Below are 15,694 nucleotides of genomic sequence, written 5' to 3' on the forward strand. Positions count from 1 at the left end.
ATCAGTCCTCGTACGATGCGAGCGACGAACACGCGCCGCATTTGCCGCAGCCCGCCTTGATATCGGCCGAGCGCATCTGCGCATCGCGCAGCATCGCACCGAGCGGCGCCAGGATCGACTTCATGAATTCGGGCGAAGGCGCGGGATGGTCTTCGAGCGGCGTGCCGCTGATCGGCACGAAGGGCACGACGAACGGATACACGCCGATGTCGATCAGTTCGCGCGAGATCGACAGAATGGCTTGCGCCGTATCGCCGAGGCCCGCGAGGATATACGTGCTGACCTGTCCCTTGCCGAACACCGCGACGGCCGCCCTGAACGCTTCCATGTAGCGCGAAATGGGCACGCTCGCCTTGCCCGGCATCACGCGCGCGCGCACTTCGGGCGTCACCACTTCGAGATGCATGCCGAGCGTGTCGATGCCGCTCGCCTTCATGCGCTCGAACCACGCATCGGTGTCGGGAGGCTCGCATTGCGCCTGGATCGGGAGATCGACGGCCGCCTTGATCGCAAACGCGCTGTCGCACAGGATCTGCGCGCCGCGATCCGGCGTGGCAGGCGTGCCCGTGGTCAGCACCATGTGCTTCACGCCGTCCAGCAGCACAGCAGCGCGCGCGACTTCCGCAAGCTGTTCCGGCGTCTTGCGCGCAATCGTGCGGCCTGCCGCGAGCGACTGCCCGATCGCGCAGAACTTGCAGGTCTTCTTGCGGCTCTCGTAGCGGATGCAGGTTTGCAGCACCGTCGTGGCGAGGACGTCGGTGCCGTGCAGCGTCGCGATGTGCGAGTACGGCACGCCATCGAGCGTTTGCAACTGCGTGAAACGCGGCGCCTTCGGAAAACTGATGCTGGCGATGGGGATCGTGCCGCGCATCAGCGCGCTCGCGCCCGCTTCATCCGGCGCCCCCGCGACGAACGGCGAATGCCACGCAGAGCTGGTGTGCACGGGCACCATGATCGTCACGCCGTCGACGGTCACGGCCTTGTGATCCGACGGACCCGCGCCGCCGCGCCGGCTCGCGGCACCCGCGTTCGGATCGACGAGGCGCAGCCCCGCCGACTGCAGTTCCGTGCGCAGTTCCATCAGCTGGCGCGGCGTGCGCGGTTCAACCGGCGACAGGTTCACGCTGCCATTCATCCTGACCTCCACTGGTGGTTTCGTCGGGTGCGGCATCCGCGCCCGCGTGTTCGAACGACCTCGACATCGGCGCAACGGGCAGCGCCGGACGATCGTTGATGGCGAGACTCAGCAACTCGGGCCGCGCATAGTGGCCGACCGAGTCCATCATCCGTTTGCGCTTCGTGATCAGCGACATGTCGAGATCGGCGACGACCATCCCTTCGCCTTCGCGCAACGGCTCGGCGAGATGCTGGCCCTCGGGCGACACGATCGCCGTCATGCAGCCGCCGCGCAGCGCCTTTTGCAGCTTCGGGTCCGTCGTGACGGACTCGATCTGCGCCTCGCTGAGCCAGCCCGTCGAGTTCACGACGAAGCAGCCCGATTCGAGCGCGTGATGACGGATCGTGACCTCGATCTGCTCCGCGAAAATCGGCCCGACCAGCGAGCCGGGAAACTGGCTGCAATGGATCTCTTCGTGCTGCGTCATCAGCGCGTAGCGCGCGAGCGGGTTGTAGTGCTCCCAGCAGGCGAGCGCGCCGACGCGCGCAATCCCCGTGTGCGCGACCTTGAGCCCTGCCGCGTCGCCTTGCCCCCAGATCATCCGTTCATGAAACGTCGGCGTGATCTTGCGGCGCTTGAGCACCAGACGTCCGTCGACGTCGAACACGAGTTGCGTGTTGTACAGGCTGCCGTGATCGCGCTCGTTCACACCGAGCACGACCACCATCGAATGACGGCGCGCGCGTTCGCTCACCGCCTGCGTGACGGGACCCGGCACGACGACGGCCTGTTCGTAGAGCCGCATATGCTCGGCGCCCGACGCGACAGGCGGACGCACGAACGAGAAGTACGGGTAGTACGGCACGAACGTCTCGGGAAAGACGATCAGCTGCACGCCCTTCGATGCGGCTTCGTCGATTGCGGCGCATACCCTGTCGAGCGTGCCGCCGGGACGCTCGAACTCCGGCGCAATCTGCACCGCCGCTGCACGGATGATTCGCTGCTCGGACATGATCGTCACCCGGCGCGCTCAGACGGTCCACGTATGGATGATCAGCGCGTTCTCCTTGCGATGGAGAAGTTGCAGGTCGAGCACGTCGAGCGGATTGATTGGCCGGATACCTTCGATCAGCGACGCTTCGCCATGTCCATACAGCGCCTGCAATGCGAAACGGCATGCGTAGACCTTGCCGCCCTCTTCCATGAACTTGACGAGTTGCTTGTTGAAGTTCAGATGGCCGGGAAAGGCTTCGTCGCCGAGCGTCGGAAAGCCGCGTTGCAGGCCGAGCGTGACGCCGGGGCCATACAGCAGCACCGACGTATCGAAGCCCTTGCGTTGCAGGCGTGTGGCCTGCAGCAGGTTGACGAAACCGATCGAGCCTTCGAATGCGACCGTGTGAAAGGTGACGAGTGCTTTCTCGCCGGGTTCGGCCTTGACGTCGGGAAAGACCTTTTCTTCGTAGTCGACCAGGTAGTCGCCTTTCTGATGCAGCGGTTTGTTGACGGCAGGCATATCGCTCTCCAATAAGTCGCGTAATTGATCGGATTGCTCGACGGGAAATATCCCGGTTGGCGAATCTCTTAACGCAACGGATATGCCAATTTCCGGCCCGCTTCATGCAATCAACTTCCAATCAATCAAATCGCGATTGTTCGAGCGACCCGAAAATTTCTTTGCGAGCCTTGTCTGATGCGGGTTTTCGGCGATTGGCGGCGAACCCGGGCGCACCGGTTTCGCACAACGACGCAGCGCCTTTTGCGTGCGAATGGTGCGCGATACCCCGCAATCGTGCATTCATCCAATCAATGCAATCAAGTTTCGAATTGAATGGAAAGTGATTTATTTTTCGCGGAATTCGCGTGTTACCTTGAATGACGCTTTTAGGTCTGCATTGGAAATGACAGCATGGACAGTCTCGCGCATCACTGGCTCAAGCGGCTGACTGAGAGCCGCAAACCGGCGTATCTCGTGATACCGGATCTGATCGAGGAAGATCTCGCGAGCGGGCGTCTGCGCCCGCGCGACCGTCTGCCCGGCTTGCGCGATCTGGCGGGCGCATTGCAGTTGAACTACACCACCGTCGCGCGTGCTTACGCCGAGGCGCGCAAGCGCGGCCTGCTCGATGCCCGCGCGGGCAGCGGCACGTTCGTGCGCGGGCGCACGCAGACCTTGCCGCTCGCGGGCGGCAGCAGCGTCGAGATGTCGATGAACATGCCGCCCGAGCCGCCGGAGTTATCGGCGCGCCTGAGAGAGTCGGCGGCGCATCTGCTTGCGCACACCGATCCTTACCGGCTGCTGCGCTATCAGGATTTCGGCGGCACGCCCGACGACCGCGCAGCAGGTCGCGCGTGGCTGAAGGAGCGCTTGCCCGAGTGCGAAGACGATACCGTGCTGGTGTGTCCCGGCATTCATAGCGCGCTCGTCGCGCTCGTATCGCAGCTTGCGAGACCGGGTGAAACCATTTGCCTCGACACGCTCGCGTATCCCGGCATCAAGGCGATCGCGTCGCAACTCGGCGTGCGCTTGCAGCCGCTGCCGCGCGACGAAGAAGGACCGCTGCCGCACGCGTTCGAAGCGCTGTGCAAGAGCGAGAAGCCGGGCGCGTTCTACTGCAACCCGACCTTGCAGAATCCGAGCACGCTGACGCTTTCGGTACAGCGGCGCGAAGCGCTTGCCGATGTCGCATTGCGCTACAGCGTCCCCATCATCGAAGACGATGCGTATGGCTGGCTGCCGGCGAACAGGCCCGTTGCGCTAGCCTCGCTCGCGCCCGAACTGACCTGGTACGTGACGGGTTTTTCGAAGACCTTCGGCGCGGGGCTGCGCGTCGCGTATCTGCGCGCGCCGACAGCAAGGCAAACGCAACGCGTCGCCGGCGCGTTGCGCGCGACGACCGTGATGCCGAGTCCGTTCACGGTGCTGCTTGCAACGCAATGGGTCAACGACGGCACCGCGCACGAGATGCTCGACGCGATCCGCAAGGAAGCGAACGCGCGCCAGGCGATTGCGTCGCAGGAACTCGCCGGCTGGGATTACGAAGCGCAGTCCGACGGCTTTCATTTGTGGTTGCCGATTCCGCCGCAATGCGACTGGAGTGCGCCCGAACTTGCGCTGCAATTGCGTAATCAGGGTGTCGGAGCGGTGGCGGGTGCAGCGTTTTCGACGGACGGAAACCCGCCCAATACTATTCGCGTCTGTCTGGGCGGCCCGCAGGATCGGGAAGATTGCCGCGACGCGTTGCAGCGCGTCGCGGAAACCTTGAGCGATCCCCATCATCTGCATATGCCGATGATGTGACCGCCAGTTGAAGATGAATCAGCGCAGACCGCCGCTCGCGACGACGCGTTCGCCCGTCAGCCAGCCGGAGTCGTCGGAGGCGAGGAACACGGCGATCGCTGCGATATCGCGCGGTTGGCCGGCGCGGCCAAGCGGCGTCTGGCTGACCGCGTTCGTTTCGAAGTCGGAGCCGGCAATCCCTGCTTCATGCGTGCCTTCCGTGATCACGAAGCCAGGATTGATCGCGTTGACGCGAATCTTCTTCGGCCCGAGTTCGCGCGCGAGCACGCCCGTGATCGCGTCGACAGCGCCTTTCGTGCCGCTGTAGATCGCGCTCGTCGGCGGCGTGATGCTCGTCACGACCGAGCTGATGTTGATGATGCTCGCGCCCTCGCCCAGATGCTTGACGGCCGCCTGCGTGGTCAGCAGCAGGCCGAGCACGTTGATGTTGAACTGCCTGTGGAACTGGTCTTCAGTGAATTCTTCAATCGGCGCGAATTCGTAGACGCCTGAATTGTTCACGACGACGTCGAGACGCCCGTAGGTTTCGACAGCGGCCTGGATGATGCCTTGGGCGTCCGCCGCCTTCGACACGTCGCCGCCGACTGCAATCGCCTTGCCGTTCGCCGCGATGATGTCGGCGACGACTGCATCAGCAGCAGCCTTGCTGCTGGAATAGTTGACGACGACGGATGCGCCTTCCGCTGCAAGCGCCTTGGCGATGCCCGCACCGATTCCTTTCGAAGCGCCCGTGACGACAGCGACCTTACCTGCAAGCTTGCTCATAATCTGTTTCCTCAATCGATTCGATACCGTTTGACGGGACCGGCGGCTACTCGAATCCGCCGGCCTGCGATGGAGTGAATGTAGACAGACGATTCGCCGCGATAAAGCGGCTCAAGGCGAATTGACTTGAAGGATCTGGCGAACAATCGAAAACGGATGATGACCTGGAGCCGCCGCTGTGGATTCTGCACCCGAAATGCAAACCGCGCGACGAAGGGCCCGACATGCGTCAAGGTCCTTCGCCGCGCGACTCACGGCGCGGCTTGCAAGCTCATTGCAACGTCATTGCAACGTCATTGCAATCGTCACATCAAAGGCATGGGCGTCGGATAGCTCAGGTGCGCGCGCGCTTCCTTGACGCCCTTCACTTCGAGCGCGGCGATGCAAAGCGCACGCTCCTCTGCTTCGGATTCGATCACGCCCCACAGATGCGCGACGCCGTCCTTGACGATGACGTTTCCCTTCGACAAGGCCCAACGCTTGTCGCTCAGCGCGGCGACGATCGCATCGGCGATTTCGCGGTCGTCGGCGGACGGCGTGTCCTGCGCGGGCGCTGGTGCAGCGGTGCTCGCCAGCGCGCGTATCAGGTTGCCGCGCGTGATGATGCCGACCAGCGCGCCGTCACGCGTCACGGGCACGCGTTTGATACGGCGCGTCTCCATCAGTTCGGCAATGTCGGCGAGAGGCGTGGTTTCGTCGACGGCGATCACCGTCGCGGTCATGACGTCGGCGACCCGCCGCCCGTGTTCCTTCACAAAGGTGCTGGCCAGATCGCGCGTCGATGAAAAGAGTTCGAGCCAGCGCGAACGGCGCTTCTCCGTGCCCATCTCGACCCTGTGCAGCAGGTCGCCCTCACTCAGGATTCCCACCAGCGCGCCGTTTGCGTCGACCACGGGCATGCCGCTGATCCTGTTTTCGACCAGACGTTGCGCGGCTTCCTGCACGGTCATCTCCGGTTGCGCACAGATGACGGACGGCGTCATGACATCGATAGCTAACATGGTTTTCTCCTTTGCACACGAACCAGTGTGTGCTTCCCAGAGCGGGACCGCTTGATCTGTATCAACCGGCGCGATTCGAAGCGTGGGACGATGGACTCACGTTCTTACGGAGGTCCGCACGTGGAAGTCGCCTTCCCTACGCGGACGGCACACCATGACCAACCCTCTGTTCCGCATCGGTTCCGCGCTGCTCAATACGCCTGCGCCACGGCCCGTCGAAGGCACACCTGTTCCGTATATCGGCTTCGCGCCCGCGCAACGCACAGGCGGCATGCCCTTGCTCGACGCGCTCGCCGCGCGGCAAACGTCGCGCGAGTTCGCCGACACGCCGCTCGATCACGGCACGCTCGGCGATCTGCTGTGGGCCGCCGACGGCATCAATCGCGCGCGCGGTAACGGCCGCACCGCGCCGTCGGCGCTGGGCGGCTACGAGATCGACATCTACGTGCTGCTCGCGAGCGGCGCGTATCGCTACGATCCCGTCGCGCATGCGCTGACGCTAGTCGCCGCCGCCGACCTGCGCGCGATGACGGGTTATCAGGAGTTTCTCGGCCACGCACCCGTCAATCTAGTTTATGTCGCCGACCTGACACGCATGCAGGACGTTCCGGCTGCGCAGCGCGAAGCGTTTGCGTCGGCGAGCGCGGGCGCAATTCTGCAGAACGTCTACCTGTTCTGCGCGTCGACGGGGCTGGCGGCTGCCGCGCGCGGCTGGATGAACCGCACGGCGCTCGCTGCCAATCTGAAGCTGCCAACAGGATCGGTCGCGTTGCTCGCGCAAACGGTCGGGCACTTCGCAGCGGGCCACGAACGCCGCGCCTCCGATGAAGACTGCTCGACGACCTTTTTCTGATCGTGCGGGCGCGCCGCTCGCGCTGACGCGAACGGCGCATGCTTCATTCCTCTGCCTTCATTCCTCTGCCGCGGCAGGCTCCGCTTCGTCGCTGCCGCGCACCAGCAGCACGGGACACGGCGCAATCCGCACGAAGTGTTCCGCGACGCTGCCAAGCACGATCCGTTTCATGCCCCGCCGCCCGTGGGTGCCAAGCACCACGAGTTGCGCGCCCAGGCGCCCGGCGCAGCGTTGCAGTGTCTGTGCGACATCGTCGTTGAGCGGCCCGGTTTCCACCAGTTCCTTCGCGCACGCGACGCCCGACTCCCTGCATACGGCCTCGACGCTTTCCAGCGCGTTGCGCCCGTCGCTGCGCAATGCGTCGGTCAGCACGGTCGGGTCGAAATAACCGGCGTAGTTGAAGATCGGCGATTTATCGACGACATAGACGGCATGCACCGTCCCGCTCGTCAGCGATGCCAGCTTCACGGCCTCCTGCACGGCCAGCTTCGATGTGTGGCTGCCGTCCACCGCGACGAGGATCTTCTTGTACATGTCGACTCTCCTTGAAATGCCCCAACATAAGACCGCTGGTTAATGAAAAGCGCGCCCGCTTCACGAGACTTCGATCAGCACCTTGAGCGCATGCGTGCTACCCGCATGCGAAAACGTTTCGTACGCAGCGAGCATGTCGTCGAGCGCGAAGCGGTGCGTGATCAACTGCTTCGGATCGAGGCGGCCCGAGCGCACGGTTTTCATCAGCATCGGCGTGCTGACGGTATCGACCAGACGCGTCGTGATCGAAATGTTGCGGTCCCACAGTTTCTCCAGATGGAGATCGCACTTCACGCCATGCACGCCGACGTTCGCAATCGTGCCGCCGGGCGCGATCAGGGCTTCGCAGAGTTCGAAGGTTGCGGGCACGCCGACGGCTTCGATCGCGCAATCCACGCCCGTCGATTCCGTCAGCGCCATGACCTGCGCGACGGCATCCGCCTGGCTGTTGTCGATGCAGGCCGTCGCGCCGAAGCGCTGCGCCACGTCGAGCCGGTTCGCGTCCGGGTCGATCATGATGATCTGCGCGGGCGAATAGAACTGGGCGGTCAACAGCGACGCGAGCCCGATGGGCCCCGCGCCGACGATGGCCACCGTGCTGCCCGGCTGAACCTTGCCGTTGAGCACGCCGCATTCGAAGCCTGTCGGCAGGATGTCGGAGAGCATCACCAGCGCTTCTTCGTCGAGTCCGGCGGGAATCCGGTAGAGACTCGTCTGCGCGTGCGGAATGCGCACGTACTCGGCCTGCGTGCCGTCGATGCGATGGCCGAGAATCCAGCCGCCCGTCGTGCAATGCGAGTACATGCCGCGCCGGCAATAGTCGCATCGCCCGCACGACGAAATGCACGACACCAGCACGTGATCGCCGACCGCGAGGCCGCTCACCGCGCTGCCCACGCTGTGCACGACGCCCACGCCTTCATGGCCGAGGATGCGGCCAGGCTCGCAAGTCGGCACGTCGCCCTTGAGGATGTGCAGGTCGGTGCCGCAAATGGTGGTGCGCGTCATCCTGACGATGGCATCCGTAGGCGCCGCGAGTTCGGGCATCGGGCGTTGGTCGAGCGACTTCTCGTTGGGACCGTGATAAACGAGTGCTTTCATGACGACATCCTCCATTGAAGGAATGAAGTAATTCACACACGCCAATCTAGACGCATGCAGGGCGACCCGCTTGACGTCGATCAATCAACGGGCAAACGTCTGCTTGATTTCCGATACGACACCGCTTGATCTGCATCAACCGGCATGCGAGCGCACCTCGTAGACTCGATTGCATCGCGGGCCGATGCCCGCCCACGTCTCTGTGTTCTGGAGTAACGGCGATGAGTTACAAGAGCATTCTCGTGCAACTCGATACGGGCATTCACGCGCATCCGCGTCTCGAAGTCGCGCTACGTGTCGCCCATCAGTTCCATGCAAGGCTGACGGGCCTCTTTACGACTTACCTGCCCGATCCGCACGCGTTGTTCGTGATGGGCGGCACGGCTTCGTACTATGTGGAGCATGAGCGGGAACGTCACGAACGGTGCGCCGCGCTCGAGCGCCTGTTCCATGCGGAAGCCGCGCGCGCAAAAGTGGACGCGCGCTGGATCGCGGCGGCAGGCTATGCGAACGACGTCGCGCCGCCCTACGCGCGCCTCGCCGATCTGGTGATCGCCGGACAGACGGATCCTCAAGACCCCGAATCGTTCATCGCCGACCAGTTCGTCGAGCATCTGCTGATGTCGGCGGGCCGCCCGGTGCTGCTGGTGCCGTCGGCGGGCGCGCACACAACGGTCGGCCAGCGCGTGCTGGTCGCGTGGGACGGCAGCCGCGAAGCGACGCGCGCGATTCACGATGCGATGCCGTTCCTGTCGCACGCGGCCGACGTCACGCTGCTCACCGTCGGTGCGACGCGCGACGAGCCGCCGTTGTGGCGCATTCCGGGCGCCGACATCGCGCTGACCATCGCGCGTCACGGCGTCAAGGTGAACGTGCGGGAAGCGTCCGCCAGCGGCGACACGCCGATCGGCGACGTGCTGCTGTCGCAGGCGGCGGAATCGGGTTGCGATCTGATCGTGATGGGCGCCTACGCGCATTCCCGTTTGCACGAGCTGGTGCTGGGCGGCGCGACGCGCACCGTGCTCCAGTCGATGACCGTGCCCGTGCTGTTGTCGCATTGAGCGTTTCGCTGAGAAAAAGGAACTGACATGAGCTACAAGACCTTGCTCGTCCATATCGACGATAGCCGCCGCAGCCACACGCGCATCGCGCTGTCGCTCGAACTCGCGCAGCGCTGGGATGCGCATCTGATCGGCCTGTACGTGGTCTGTCAGGATCTTTTCAGGCCCCTCTTCCGGCAGGACCGGACGCTGTCGTTCGGGCAGCTCGAAGCGCACGCGGACGAGCGCCGCGAGAAAGCGCAGAACGCCTTTCTCGCCGCCGCCGAACGCGCCGGCCGCAGCGCCGAATGGCGCGCGCCGGCCGGACCCGCGCTCGACGTCGCCACACTGCATGCGCGGCACGCCGATCTGCTTGTGCTCGGCCAGCAAGACCCGAACGATCCCGCTTCGTTCGTCGCGCCGAACTTCGCCGGCGATCTGGTGCTGGGGGCGGGCCGTCCCGCGCTCGTCGTTCCGTATGCGGGCGACGTACGCACGCTCGGCGAAAACGTGCTGCTCGCGTGGGACGGCAGCCGCGAAGCAGCGCGCGCCGCCGCCGACGCAATGCCTCTGCTGCAACGGGCGCGCCATGTCGGCGTGGAGATCGTGCGGCACCGTGCGCAGCATGACGGTCAACCAGGGGCGGATGCGCCCGAAGGCATCGACGTCGCCGCATGGCTCGACGCACACGGCGTGCGCGCGTCGTTTTCGACGACGCCGCACCCTATCGGCGTCGGCACGGGCGCGACGCTGCTCAACCGCGCATCCGATCTGCACGCGGACCTGCTGGTGCTGGGCGCATATGGGCACGCACGGGCGCGCGAACGCGTGTTCGGCGGCGTCACGCGGACGATGCTGGAATCGATGACCGTGCCCGTGCTGATGTCGCATTGACGCGTAGATGAACGTGGCGTCGCTGCCGGGACGCCAGACGCCAGGCGGCGGACGGGCACGGCAGCGCGCAACCTGGGTGCATCGGCGCGCCGCGCACAAAACGGCGCGCCATGTCGGCGCCACGCGCGCGCTTCGCAGGAAGGCGGCATTCGTCGCGAAGCGTTGCGCGCTGTCCGTCTTTCTCGCGGGGCAGGCACGGATGAAAGTCGACCTCGACGTCGCCAGCAAGTCTCTCGCGCATCGACGCGCTGCCCGGGCGCAACTTGCCGCGCTCGCCTGCGGCCTGGCGGCAGTCGCCGTGCTTGTCGTGGTCGCGTCGAGCGGCGCGGCGACGCTCGCGCTCGTCGCGGCGCTGTGCGCGTTGTCGATTGCGGCCGCCGTGGTCAGCGTGATCGCCGCCGCGCGCACGCAGGCGCTTTCCACCTCCAACGCGGGCCGCGACGAATCGCGCATGATGGGCATCATCCGCTCGTCGATGGAAGCGATCATCACGATCGACGAAGCGCAGAACATCGTCATTTTCAACCCGACCGCGGAACGCATCTTCGGCGTGTCCGCCGCGCAGGCGCTCGGCACGCCGCTGTCCCGATTCATCCCGCAGCGGTATCGCGACAGCCACGCGCAGCACGTCGCGCAATTCGGCGCGACGGGCATCTCCGAGCGAATCATGGGACGCCAGCCGATTCTGTTCGGCTTGCGCGCGAACGGCGAAGAATTCCCGCTGGAGGCATCGATTTCGCAGATACGCGAGGACGCCGGCAAGCTCTATACGGTGATGTTGCGCGACGTCACCGAACGCGTGAAGTCGGAAAACGCGCTGAAGCAGTCGCGTGAGGAACTGCGGCGGCTGTCGGCCAACCTGCAGAGCGTGCGCGAGGAGGAAAAAACGCGCATTGCCCGCGAGCTGCACGACGACCTCGGCCAGCAGCTCACCGCGCTGAAAATGGAGCTTTCCGTGCTCGAAGACCAGCTGACTTCGCGTTCGGGCACCCGTGAGCGGATCGACGCCATGTCGCGCCTGCACGGCATGGCTCGCACGATCGATGCGACGGTGGCGTCATTGCGCCGCATCGCCGCCGATCTGCGCCCCGTGATGCTCGACGATCTGGGCCTCGCGCCTGCCATCGAATGGCTTGCGAACGATTTCACCAGCCGCTATGGGATCGCTGTCGAACGATACATCGACGCAGGCGACGCTGCGTTCAAAAAGGACGCTGCGACGGCCCTGTTCCGCATCGTCCAGGAAGCGCTGACCAACGTCGCGCGTCACGCCGAAGCCAGTGCCGTCGAGCTGACGCTGCACGCGAGCAGTCAACACTATGTGCTGCGCATCGCGGATAATGGCCGTGGCGCCGAACCCGACGCGGGTACGGGAGAGCACGCGGGCATCGACCGGCCGTTTGGCCTGATCGGCGTGCGCGAGCGGGCTCATATGCTGGGCGGCTCGGTTCGGATCGACACGACGAGGAACCAGGGCTTTGCGTTGACGGTGACCTTTCCCTTGCCAGCCGTGCAACAGGAACATACGCATCCATGATCAAGGTATTGCTTGCCGACGACCACACACTCGTGCGCGACGGGTTGCGCCACATCCTGCAATCCGCGAGCGGCTTCGAGGTGGCGGGCGAGGCATGCGACGGCGGCACGACCATCGCGCTGATCCGCGCCACGCAAGCCCATGTGCTGGTACTCGACCTGTCGATGCCGGGCCGCAACGGCGTCGATCTCATCAAGCAGATCAAGGACGAGCAACCCGCGCTGCGCATTCTCGTGCTGACCATGCACGCGGAGCAGCAATACGCGGTGCGCGCCTTCAAGGCGGGCGCATCCGGCTATATGACAAAGGAAAGCGCCAGCGCCGAACTGGTCGGCGCCGTGACGAAGGTGGCGTCGGGCGGCGTCTACGTCAGTCTCGCCATGGCCGAGCGCTTCGCGCAGCATCTGAACGAACCCGCCGAAGCGTTGCCGCATCACCGCCTGTCCGATCGCGAGTACGACGTGTTCCGCCGCATCGTCTCCGGCCAGAGCATCACCGAAATCGCGCACGAACTGTGCGTGAGCGTCAAAACCATCAGCACGCACAAGACCCGTATCCTCGAAAAAATGCAGATGCCGAACGAAAACGGCCTGGTGCGCTATGCGATCCGGCACAAGCTGATCGACGACGGGTCCGACATCTAGCCGCGACTCCTAAGGTTGCGCCGCTGTCAGTAGGAATATTCCTATAACACCCACCTAAACTCCTAGGGCCGGTTCCACCGTCTCCTATACATTTTTGAGATAGAGCCGTCGATACTGCTGGACATGGATACCGCCGTGCCAGCGCTCGCCGCCAAGGTCTATCTCGTCGACACCGCCGTCGAAGTGAGGCGCCGTCTTGCTTGCCTGCTGGGCGCCATTGCGGGCGTGGAAATCGCTGGCGAGGCTGAAGACGGGGACTCGGCGCTGGAAGGCATCCGTGCCTGCGACGCGGATATCGTCGTGCTCGACCTGCGCCTTGCCGACGGCAACAGCCTCGCCCTCATCGAGACGCTGTCCCGGCTGCACCCGGCCATCGTCAAGATCGTGCTGACGAACCACATCGCGCGCGCTTTCCGCGACGCATGCAACGCGGCGGGCGCCGATTTTTTCTTCGACAAGACGTCTGAATTCGACGCGGCCTGCCGCGCCATCGCAGGCATCGCCCGGACGCAACGCGCGTCCTCGTGAGCGAACAGGAGCCGACCATGCTTGCCGCCACTGCCACTGTCACTGTCACTGAAACCGCCGCCGCCGCCGCCGACAGCGATCGTCCGATCATGCGCGCGGCGCGCGTCGTGCCGATTCATCCCGTTTCGCGCGCTGAGCCGCCGGCGCGTCGCGCGCCCCGCTGCTCGGCGTGCGCGATGCGTGCGCTCTGCATGCCCGCCGAACTGAGCGCGGATGAACTGACCCGGCTCGACGCCATCATTTGCGCGACGCGTTCCGTCAAGCGTGGTGACGCGCTCTATCGCGCGGGCGACGCGTTTCACAGCATTTACGCGGTGCGCGCGGGCTCTTTCAAGACGGTCGTGATGCATCGCGAGGGCCGTGAGCACGTGACGGGCTTCCAGATTGCCGGCGAGGCGCTGGGGCTCGACGGCGTCGGCACCTGTCAGCACAACTGCGATGCGATCGCGCTCGAAGACAGTGTGGTCTGCATCATTCCGTTTGCGCAGCTCGAAGCGGTCTGCCGCGAGCTGAAGCCGATGCAGCATCACATCTACCAGATGATGAGCAGCGAGATCGTCCGCGAATCCAGCCAGATGATGCTGCTCGGCACGATGACGGCCGAGCAGCGCGTCGCGACCTTCCTGCTGAATCTGTCGCGGCGCTTCAAGGCGCGCGGCTTCTCCGCCGCGGAGTTCCATCTGCGCATGACGCGCGAGGAAATCGGCTGCTATCTCGGGATGAAACTCGAAACCGTGAGCCGCATGTTCTCGAAGTTCCAGCGCGAGCGGCTCGTGGATGCGAACGGCAAGACGATCCGCATCCTCGACCACGAGGGGCTCGCGCGGGTCTAGCGCGAGCACGCCGGGATGGTCCACGCCAATCCGCGTTCGGCATGGGAAATCGACGAAACCCGGTTCGATCCCGCCGCGCCGCTCGCCGAGCAACTGCGCTTTGCACTGCAATACGCAGTGCTCGCGCCGTCCAATCACAATACGCAGCCGTGGCGCTTCATGATCGACGGCAGCACCGTGCAGGTGTGCGTGGATCGACTGCGGGCGCTGCCCGTCGTCGATCCGTTCGATCGCGGGTTGATCATCAGTTGCGGCGCGGCGCTCTTCAACCTGCGCGTGGCGTTGAGCCACTTCGGGTTCAGCTACGCGATCACGCTGTTTCCTTCGGACCCGGACCCCGATGTCGTCGCGCTGGTGCATGTGTCGCGTGACGGTCGCGGCGACGCGGCCGTGGCGTCCCTGTTCGACGCGATCACGCGGCGCGTCACGACGCGCGCGCCCTTTGCCGACCAGCCCGTTCCCGCCGACGTGCAACAGAAGCTGGCCGACGCCTGCGAGGCGGAAGGCGCTTTCGCGGGCTGCCTGCATGCGCGCGCCGATCGCCAGGCAATCGCGCAGCTCGTCGCCGAGGCCGACCATACCCAGTTCGCCGACCCGCGCTTTCGCCGCGAACTTGCCGTCTGGATTCATCCGCGCCGGGTCGACGACGGGATGCCCGCGTACGGAACAGCCGTGAGCGGGCTGCTCGATTTCGCGGTGCCGCTCGTCTCCGCCGTGGTCCGCGTGTTCGACGCCGGCGCGGGGACGCCTGCCACGCACCGGCATCTGGTCGACGGCTCGCCGCTGATCGTCGGCATCGCCACCTCGCGCAACGACCGCGAGGCATGGGTTGCCGCCGGACAGGCGCTGGAACGCATGCTGCTGGTCGCCACCGCCGAAGGATTGACGGCCTCCTACCTCAACCAACCAATCGAAGTGAGCACGCTACGCTTGCAGATCAGCGGCCTGCTGCATCTCGACGCGACGCCGCAACTGCTGTTGCGCGTCGGACGCGGCCCGCAGGCTGCGCACTCGCCGCGCCGCCCGCTCGCCGACGTCGTCATCTGACTTCGCGGCAGCAGCGCTTTGCCGCAGGCGCATGTCGGCGGCCCTTGACGTGCCTCAACTTCCAGCGACGCACACGCGGTAGATTGAAAGCGTCCGCCACGCCGAAAAGGAGCCGTCGATGCGAATCACCCTTCACCTCGATACGTTCGAATGCACCGAGCCGTCTGTCTATGCCATTCTCTGGCTCGACCGCGACGCCCGTAAATGGTCGCGCGAAGGACATGCCGTCATCGATCTGCCGGAATGGGGCGCGCTGGCACTGTCGAACGACAGCACGCGCATTCTCGACGCGGCAGGCGATCGTGTCTGCTGCGAGTTGGCGGGCCTCGATCTGCTCGATCTCGACGGACCGTTCGAAGGCGAATCCGGGCAGGCGCGCTGGTACCGCGATGCAGGTCGTGCGCCCATCGCCGGGCAATGGCATGTGCAGTGGATCGACGGGACCGAATCCGAGCCCGAGCACGGCGTTTTTGCCGACGAAGTGTGACCCGGCGCGGCACAC

The 15,694-nt window shown here is 65.0% G+C and carries 16 protein-coding genes and 1 pseudogene; 10 read left to right on the top strand and 7 right to left on the bottom strand.

Annotation, left to right across the window (positions count from 1 at the left end; translation table 11 throughout):
• Window position 1: 1 nt before the first annotated feature.
• Genes C2L66_RS34830 through C2L66_RS34840 form a run of 3 tightly spaced genes read right to left on the bottom strand, consistent with a single transcriptional unit; the run spans window position 2 to window position 2,630 of the window.
• A complete protein-coding gene (locus C2L66_RS34830) occupies window positions 2-1,135 on the bottom strand; it encodes an MSMEG_0568 family radical SAM protein (RefSeq protein ID WP_060608388.1) in 1,134 nt (377 codons plus the stop codon).
• A complete protein-coding gene (locus C2L66_RS34835) occupies window positions 1,104-2,129 on the bottom strand; it encodes a Nit6803 family nitrilase (RefSeq protein WP_060610456.1) in 1,026 nt (341 codons plus the stop codon). Before C2L66_RS34835 ends, C2L66_RS34830 begins: the two co-directional genes overlap by 32 nt.
• Before the next feature lie 18 nt (window positions 2,130-2,147).
• Complete coding sequence (locus tag C2L66_RS34840) at window positions 2,148-2,630, bottom strand: MSMEG_0572/Sll0783 family nitrogen starvation response protein (protein ID WP_012403844.1); 483 nt, start codon at window positions 2,628-2,630, stop codon at window positions 2,148-2,150.
• Between the two features lie 393 nt (window positions 2,631-3,023).
• On the opposite strand from C2L66_RS34840, the gene C2L66_RS34850 reads away from it, so the two are divergent.
• Window positions 3,024-4,415: an aminotransferase-like domain-containing protein gene (locus C2L66_RS34850; RefSeq protein WP_054932326.1), complete on the top strand. Its 1,392-nt coding sequence runs from the start codon at window positions 3,024-3,026 to the stop codon at window positions 4,413-4,415.
• 18 nt (window positions 4,416-4,433) lie between these two features.
• Here the strand turns inward: C2L66_RS34850 and C2L66_RS34855 are convergent, their stop codons facing one another.
• Together C2L66_RS34855 and C2L66_RS34860 are read right to left on the bottom strand one after the other, a co-directional pair.
• A complete protein-coding gene (locus C2L66_RS34855) occupies window positions 4,434-5,180 on the bottom strand; it encodes a glucose 1-dehydrogenase (RefSeq protein WP_054932327.1) in 747 nt (248 codons plus the stop codon).
• Between the two features lie 305 nt (window positions 5,181-5,485).
• Window positions 5,486-6,181: a CBS domain-containing protein gene (locus C2L66_RS34860; protein ID WP_054932328.1), complete on the bottom strand. Its 696-nt coding sequence runs from the start codon at window positions 6,179-6,181 to the stop codon at window positions 5,486-5,488.
• A gap of 154 nt (window positions 6,182-6,335) precedes the next feature.
• Between C2L66_RS34860 and C2L66_RS34865 the strand changes: the two genes are divergently transcribed.
• Window positions 6,336-7,034 carry a SagB/ThcOx family dehydrogenase gene (locus tag C2L66_RS34865; protein WP_060608394.1) on the top strand — a complete coding sequence of 233 codons (699 nt, stop codon included), beginning with the start codon at window positions 6,336-6,338 and terminating at the stop codon, window positions 7,032-7,034.
• A 57-nt stretch (window positions 7,035-7,091) separates the two neighbouring features.
• On the opposite strand, the gene C2L66_RS34870 is transcribed toward C2L66_RS34865, so the two are convergent.
• Together C2L66_RS34870 and C2L66_RS34875 are read right to left on the bottom strand one after the other, a co-directional pair.
• A complete protein-coding gene (locus C2L66_RS34870; RefSeq protein WP_054932330.1) occupies window positions 7,092-7,568 on the bottom strand; it encodes a universal stress protein in 477 nt (158 codons plus the stop codon).
• Window positions 7,569-7,628: 60 nt separating this feature from the next.
• Window positions 7,629-8,669 (bottom strand): zinc-dependent alcohol dehydrogenase family protein, encoded by a 1,041-nt coding sequence (locus C2L66_RS34875; RefSeq protein ID WP_060610458.1) that lies wholly within the window; start codon window positions 8,667-8,669, stop codon window positions 7,629-7,631.
• A 221-nt stretch (window positions 8,670-8,890) separates the two neighbouring features.
• Between C2L66_RS34875 and C2L66_RS34880 the strand changes: the two genes are divergently transcribed.
• From C2L66_RS34880 to C2L66_RS34915, 8 genes and pseudogenes are all read left to right on the top strand, one after another.
• Window positions 8,891-9,730, top strand: coding sequence for a universal stress protein (locus tag C2L66_RS34880; RefSeq protein WP_054932331.1), 840 nt, complete (start codon window positions 8,891-8,893; stop codon window positions 9,728-9,730).
• Between the two features lie 27 nt (window positions 9,731-9,757).
• On the top strand, window positions 9,758-10,603 hold the full coding sequence (locus C2L66_RS34885; protein WP_054932332.1) for a universal stress protein: 846 nt from the start codon (window positions 9,758-9,760) through the stop codon (window positions 10,601-10,603).
• Between the two features lie 325 nt (window positions 10,604-10,928).
• Window positions 10,929-12,140: pseudogene (locus tag C2L66_RS34890) on the top strand (PAS domain-containing sensor histidine kinase); the annotation flags it as partial.
• The gene (locus tag C2L66_RS34895) at window positions 12,137-12,784 is read left to right on the top strand and encodes a response regulator (protein WP_054932333.1); all 648 of its coding nucleotides are present in this window, start codon (window positions 12,137-12,139) and stop codon (window positions 12,782-12,784) included. The pseudogene C2L66_RS34890 and the gene C2L66_RS34895, both read left to right, overlap by 4 nt.
• 123 nt (window positions 12,785-12,907) lie before the next feature.
• Entirely contained in the window at window positions 12,908-13,312 is a 405-nt protein-coding gene (locus C2L66_RS34900) for a response regulator (RefSeq protein ID WP_060608397.1), read from the top strand.
• A gap of 17 nt (window positions 13,313-13,329) precedes the next feature.
• Window positions 13,330-14,145: a fumarate/nitrate reduction transcriptional regulator Fnr gene (gene fnr, locus C2L66_RS34905; RefSeq protein WP_060610464.1), complete on the top strand. Its 816-nt coding sequence runs from the start codon at window positions 13,330-13,332 to the stop codon at window positions 14,143-14,145.
• 15 nt (window positions 14,146-14,160) lie between these two features.
• The gene (locus C2L66_RS34910; RefSeq protein ID WP_060608400.1) at window positions 14,161-15,192 is read left to right on the top strand and encodes an Acg family FMN-binding oxidoreductase; all 1,032 of its coding nucleotides are present in this window, start codon (window positions 14,161-14,163) and stop codon (window positions 15,190-15,192) included.
• A 118-nt stretch (window positions 15,193-15,310) separates the two neighbouring features.
• Window positions 15,311-15,679 carry a DUF3564 domain-containing protein gene (locus tag C2L66_RS34915; RefSeq protein WP_054932336.1) on the top strand — a complete coding sequence of 123 codons (369 nt, stop codon included), beginning with the start codon at window positions 15,311-15,313 and terminating at the stop codon, window positions 15,677-15,679.
• The last annotated feature ends 15 nt before the right edge of the window (window positions 15,680-15,694 follow it).

The organism is Paraburkholderia caribensis, from assembly GCF_002902945.1.
GTDB classification, from domain to species: domain Bacteria; phylum Pseudomonadota; class Gammaproteobacteria; order Burkholderiales; family Burkholderiaceae; genus Paraburkholderia; species Paraburkholderia caribensis.

Coding starts and splice junctions, on each gene's coding strand:
- C2L66_RS34840 (WP_012403844.1), bottom strand. CDS start 2,630: ATGCCTGCCGTCAACAAACCGCTGCATCAGAAAGGCGACTACCTGGTC.
- C2L66_RS34910 (WP_060608400.1), top strand. CDS start 14,161: ATGGTCCACGCCAATCCGCGTTCGGCATGGGAAATCGACGAAACCCGG.
- C2L66_RS34895 (WP_054932333.1), top strand. CDS start 12,137: ATGATCAAGGTATTGCTTGCCGACGACCACACACTCGTGCGCGACGGG.
- C2L66_RS34865 (WP_060608394.1), top strand. CDS start 6,336: ATGACCAACCCTCTGTTCCGCATCGGTTCCGCGCTGCTCAATACGCCT.
- C2L66_RS34855 (WP_054932327.1), bottom strand. CDS start 5,180: ATGAGCAAGCTTGCAGGTAAGGTCGCTGTCGTCACGGGCGCTTCGAAA.
- C2L66_RS34830 (WP_060608388.1), bottom strand. CDS start 1,135: ATGAATGGCAGCGTGAACCTGTCGCCGGTTGAACCGCGCACGCCGCGC.
- C2L66_RS34900 (WP_060608397.1), top strand. CDS start 12,908: ATGGATACCGCCGTGCCAGCGCTCGCCGCCAAGGTCTATCTCGTCGAC.
- C2L66_RS34885 (WP_054932332.1), top strand. CDS start 9,758: ATGAGCTACAAGACCTTGCTCGTCCATATCGACGATAGCCGCCGCAGC.
- C2L66_RS34915 (WP_054932336.1), top strand. CDS start 15,311: ATGCGAATCACCCTTCACCTCGATACGTTCGAATGCACCGAGCCGTCT.
- fnr (WP_060610464.1), top strand. CDS start 13,330: ATGCTTGCCGCCACTGCCACTGTCACTGTCACTGAAACCGCCGCCGCC.
- C2L66_RS34870 (WP_054932330.1), bottom strand. CDS start 7,568: ATGTACAAGAAGATCCTCGTCGCGGTGGACGGCAGCCACACATCGAAG.
- C2L66_RS34850 (WP_054932326.1), top strand. CDS start 3,024: ATGGACAGTCTCGCGCATCACTGGCTCAAGCGGCTGACTGAGAGCCGC.
- C2L66_RS34835 (WP_060610456.1), bottom strand. CDS start 2,129: ATGTCCGAGCAGCGAATCATCCGTGCAGCGGCGGTGCAGATTGCGCCG.
- C2L66_RS34880 (WP_054932331.1), top strand. CDS start 8,891: ATGAGTTACAAGAGCATTCTCGTGCAACTCGATACGGGCATTCACGCG.
- C2L66_RS34860 (WP_054932328.1), bottom strand. CDS start 6,181: ATGTTAGCTATCGATGTCATGACGCCGTCCGTCATCTGTGCGCAACCG.
- C2L66_RS34875 (WP_060610458.1), bottom strand. CDS start 8,669: ATGAAAGCACTCGTTTATCACGGTCCCAACGAGAAGTCGCTCGACCAA.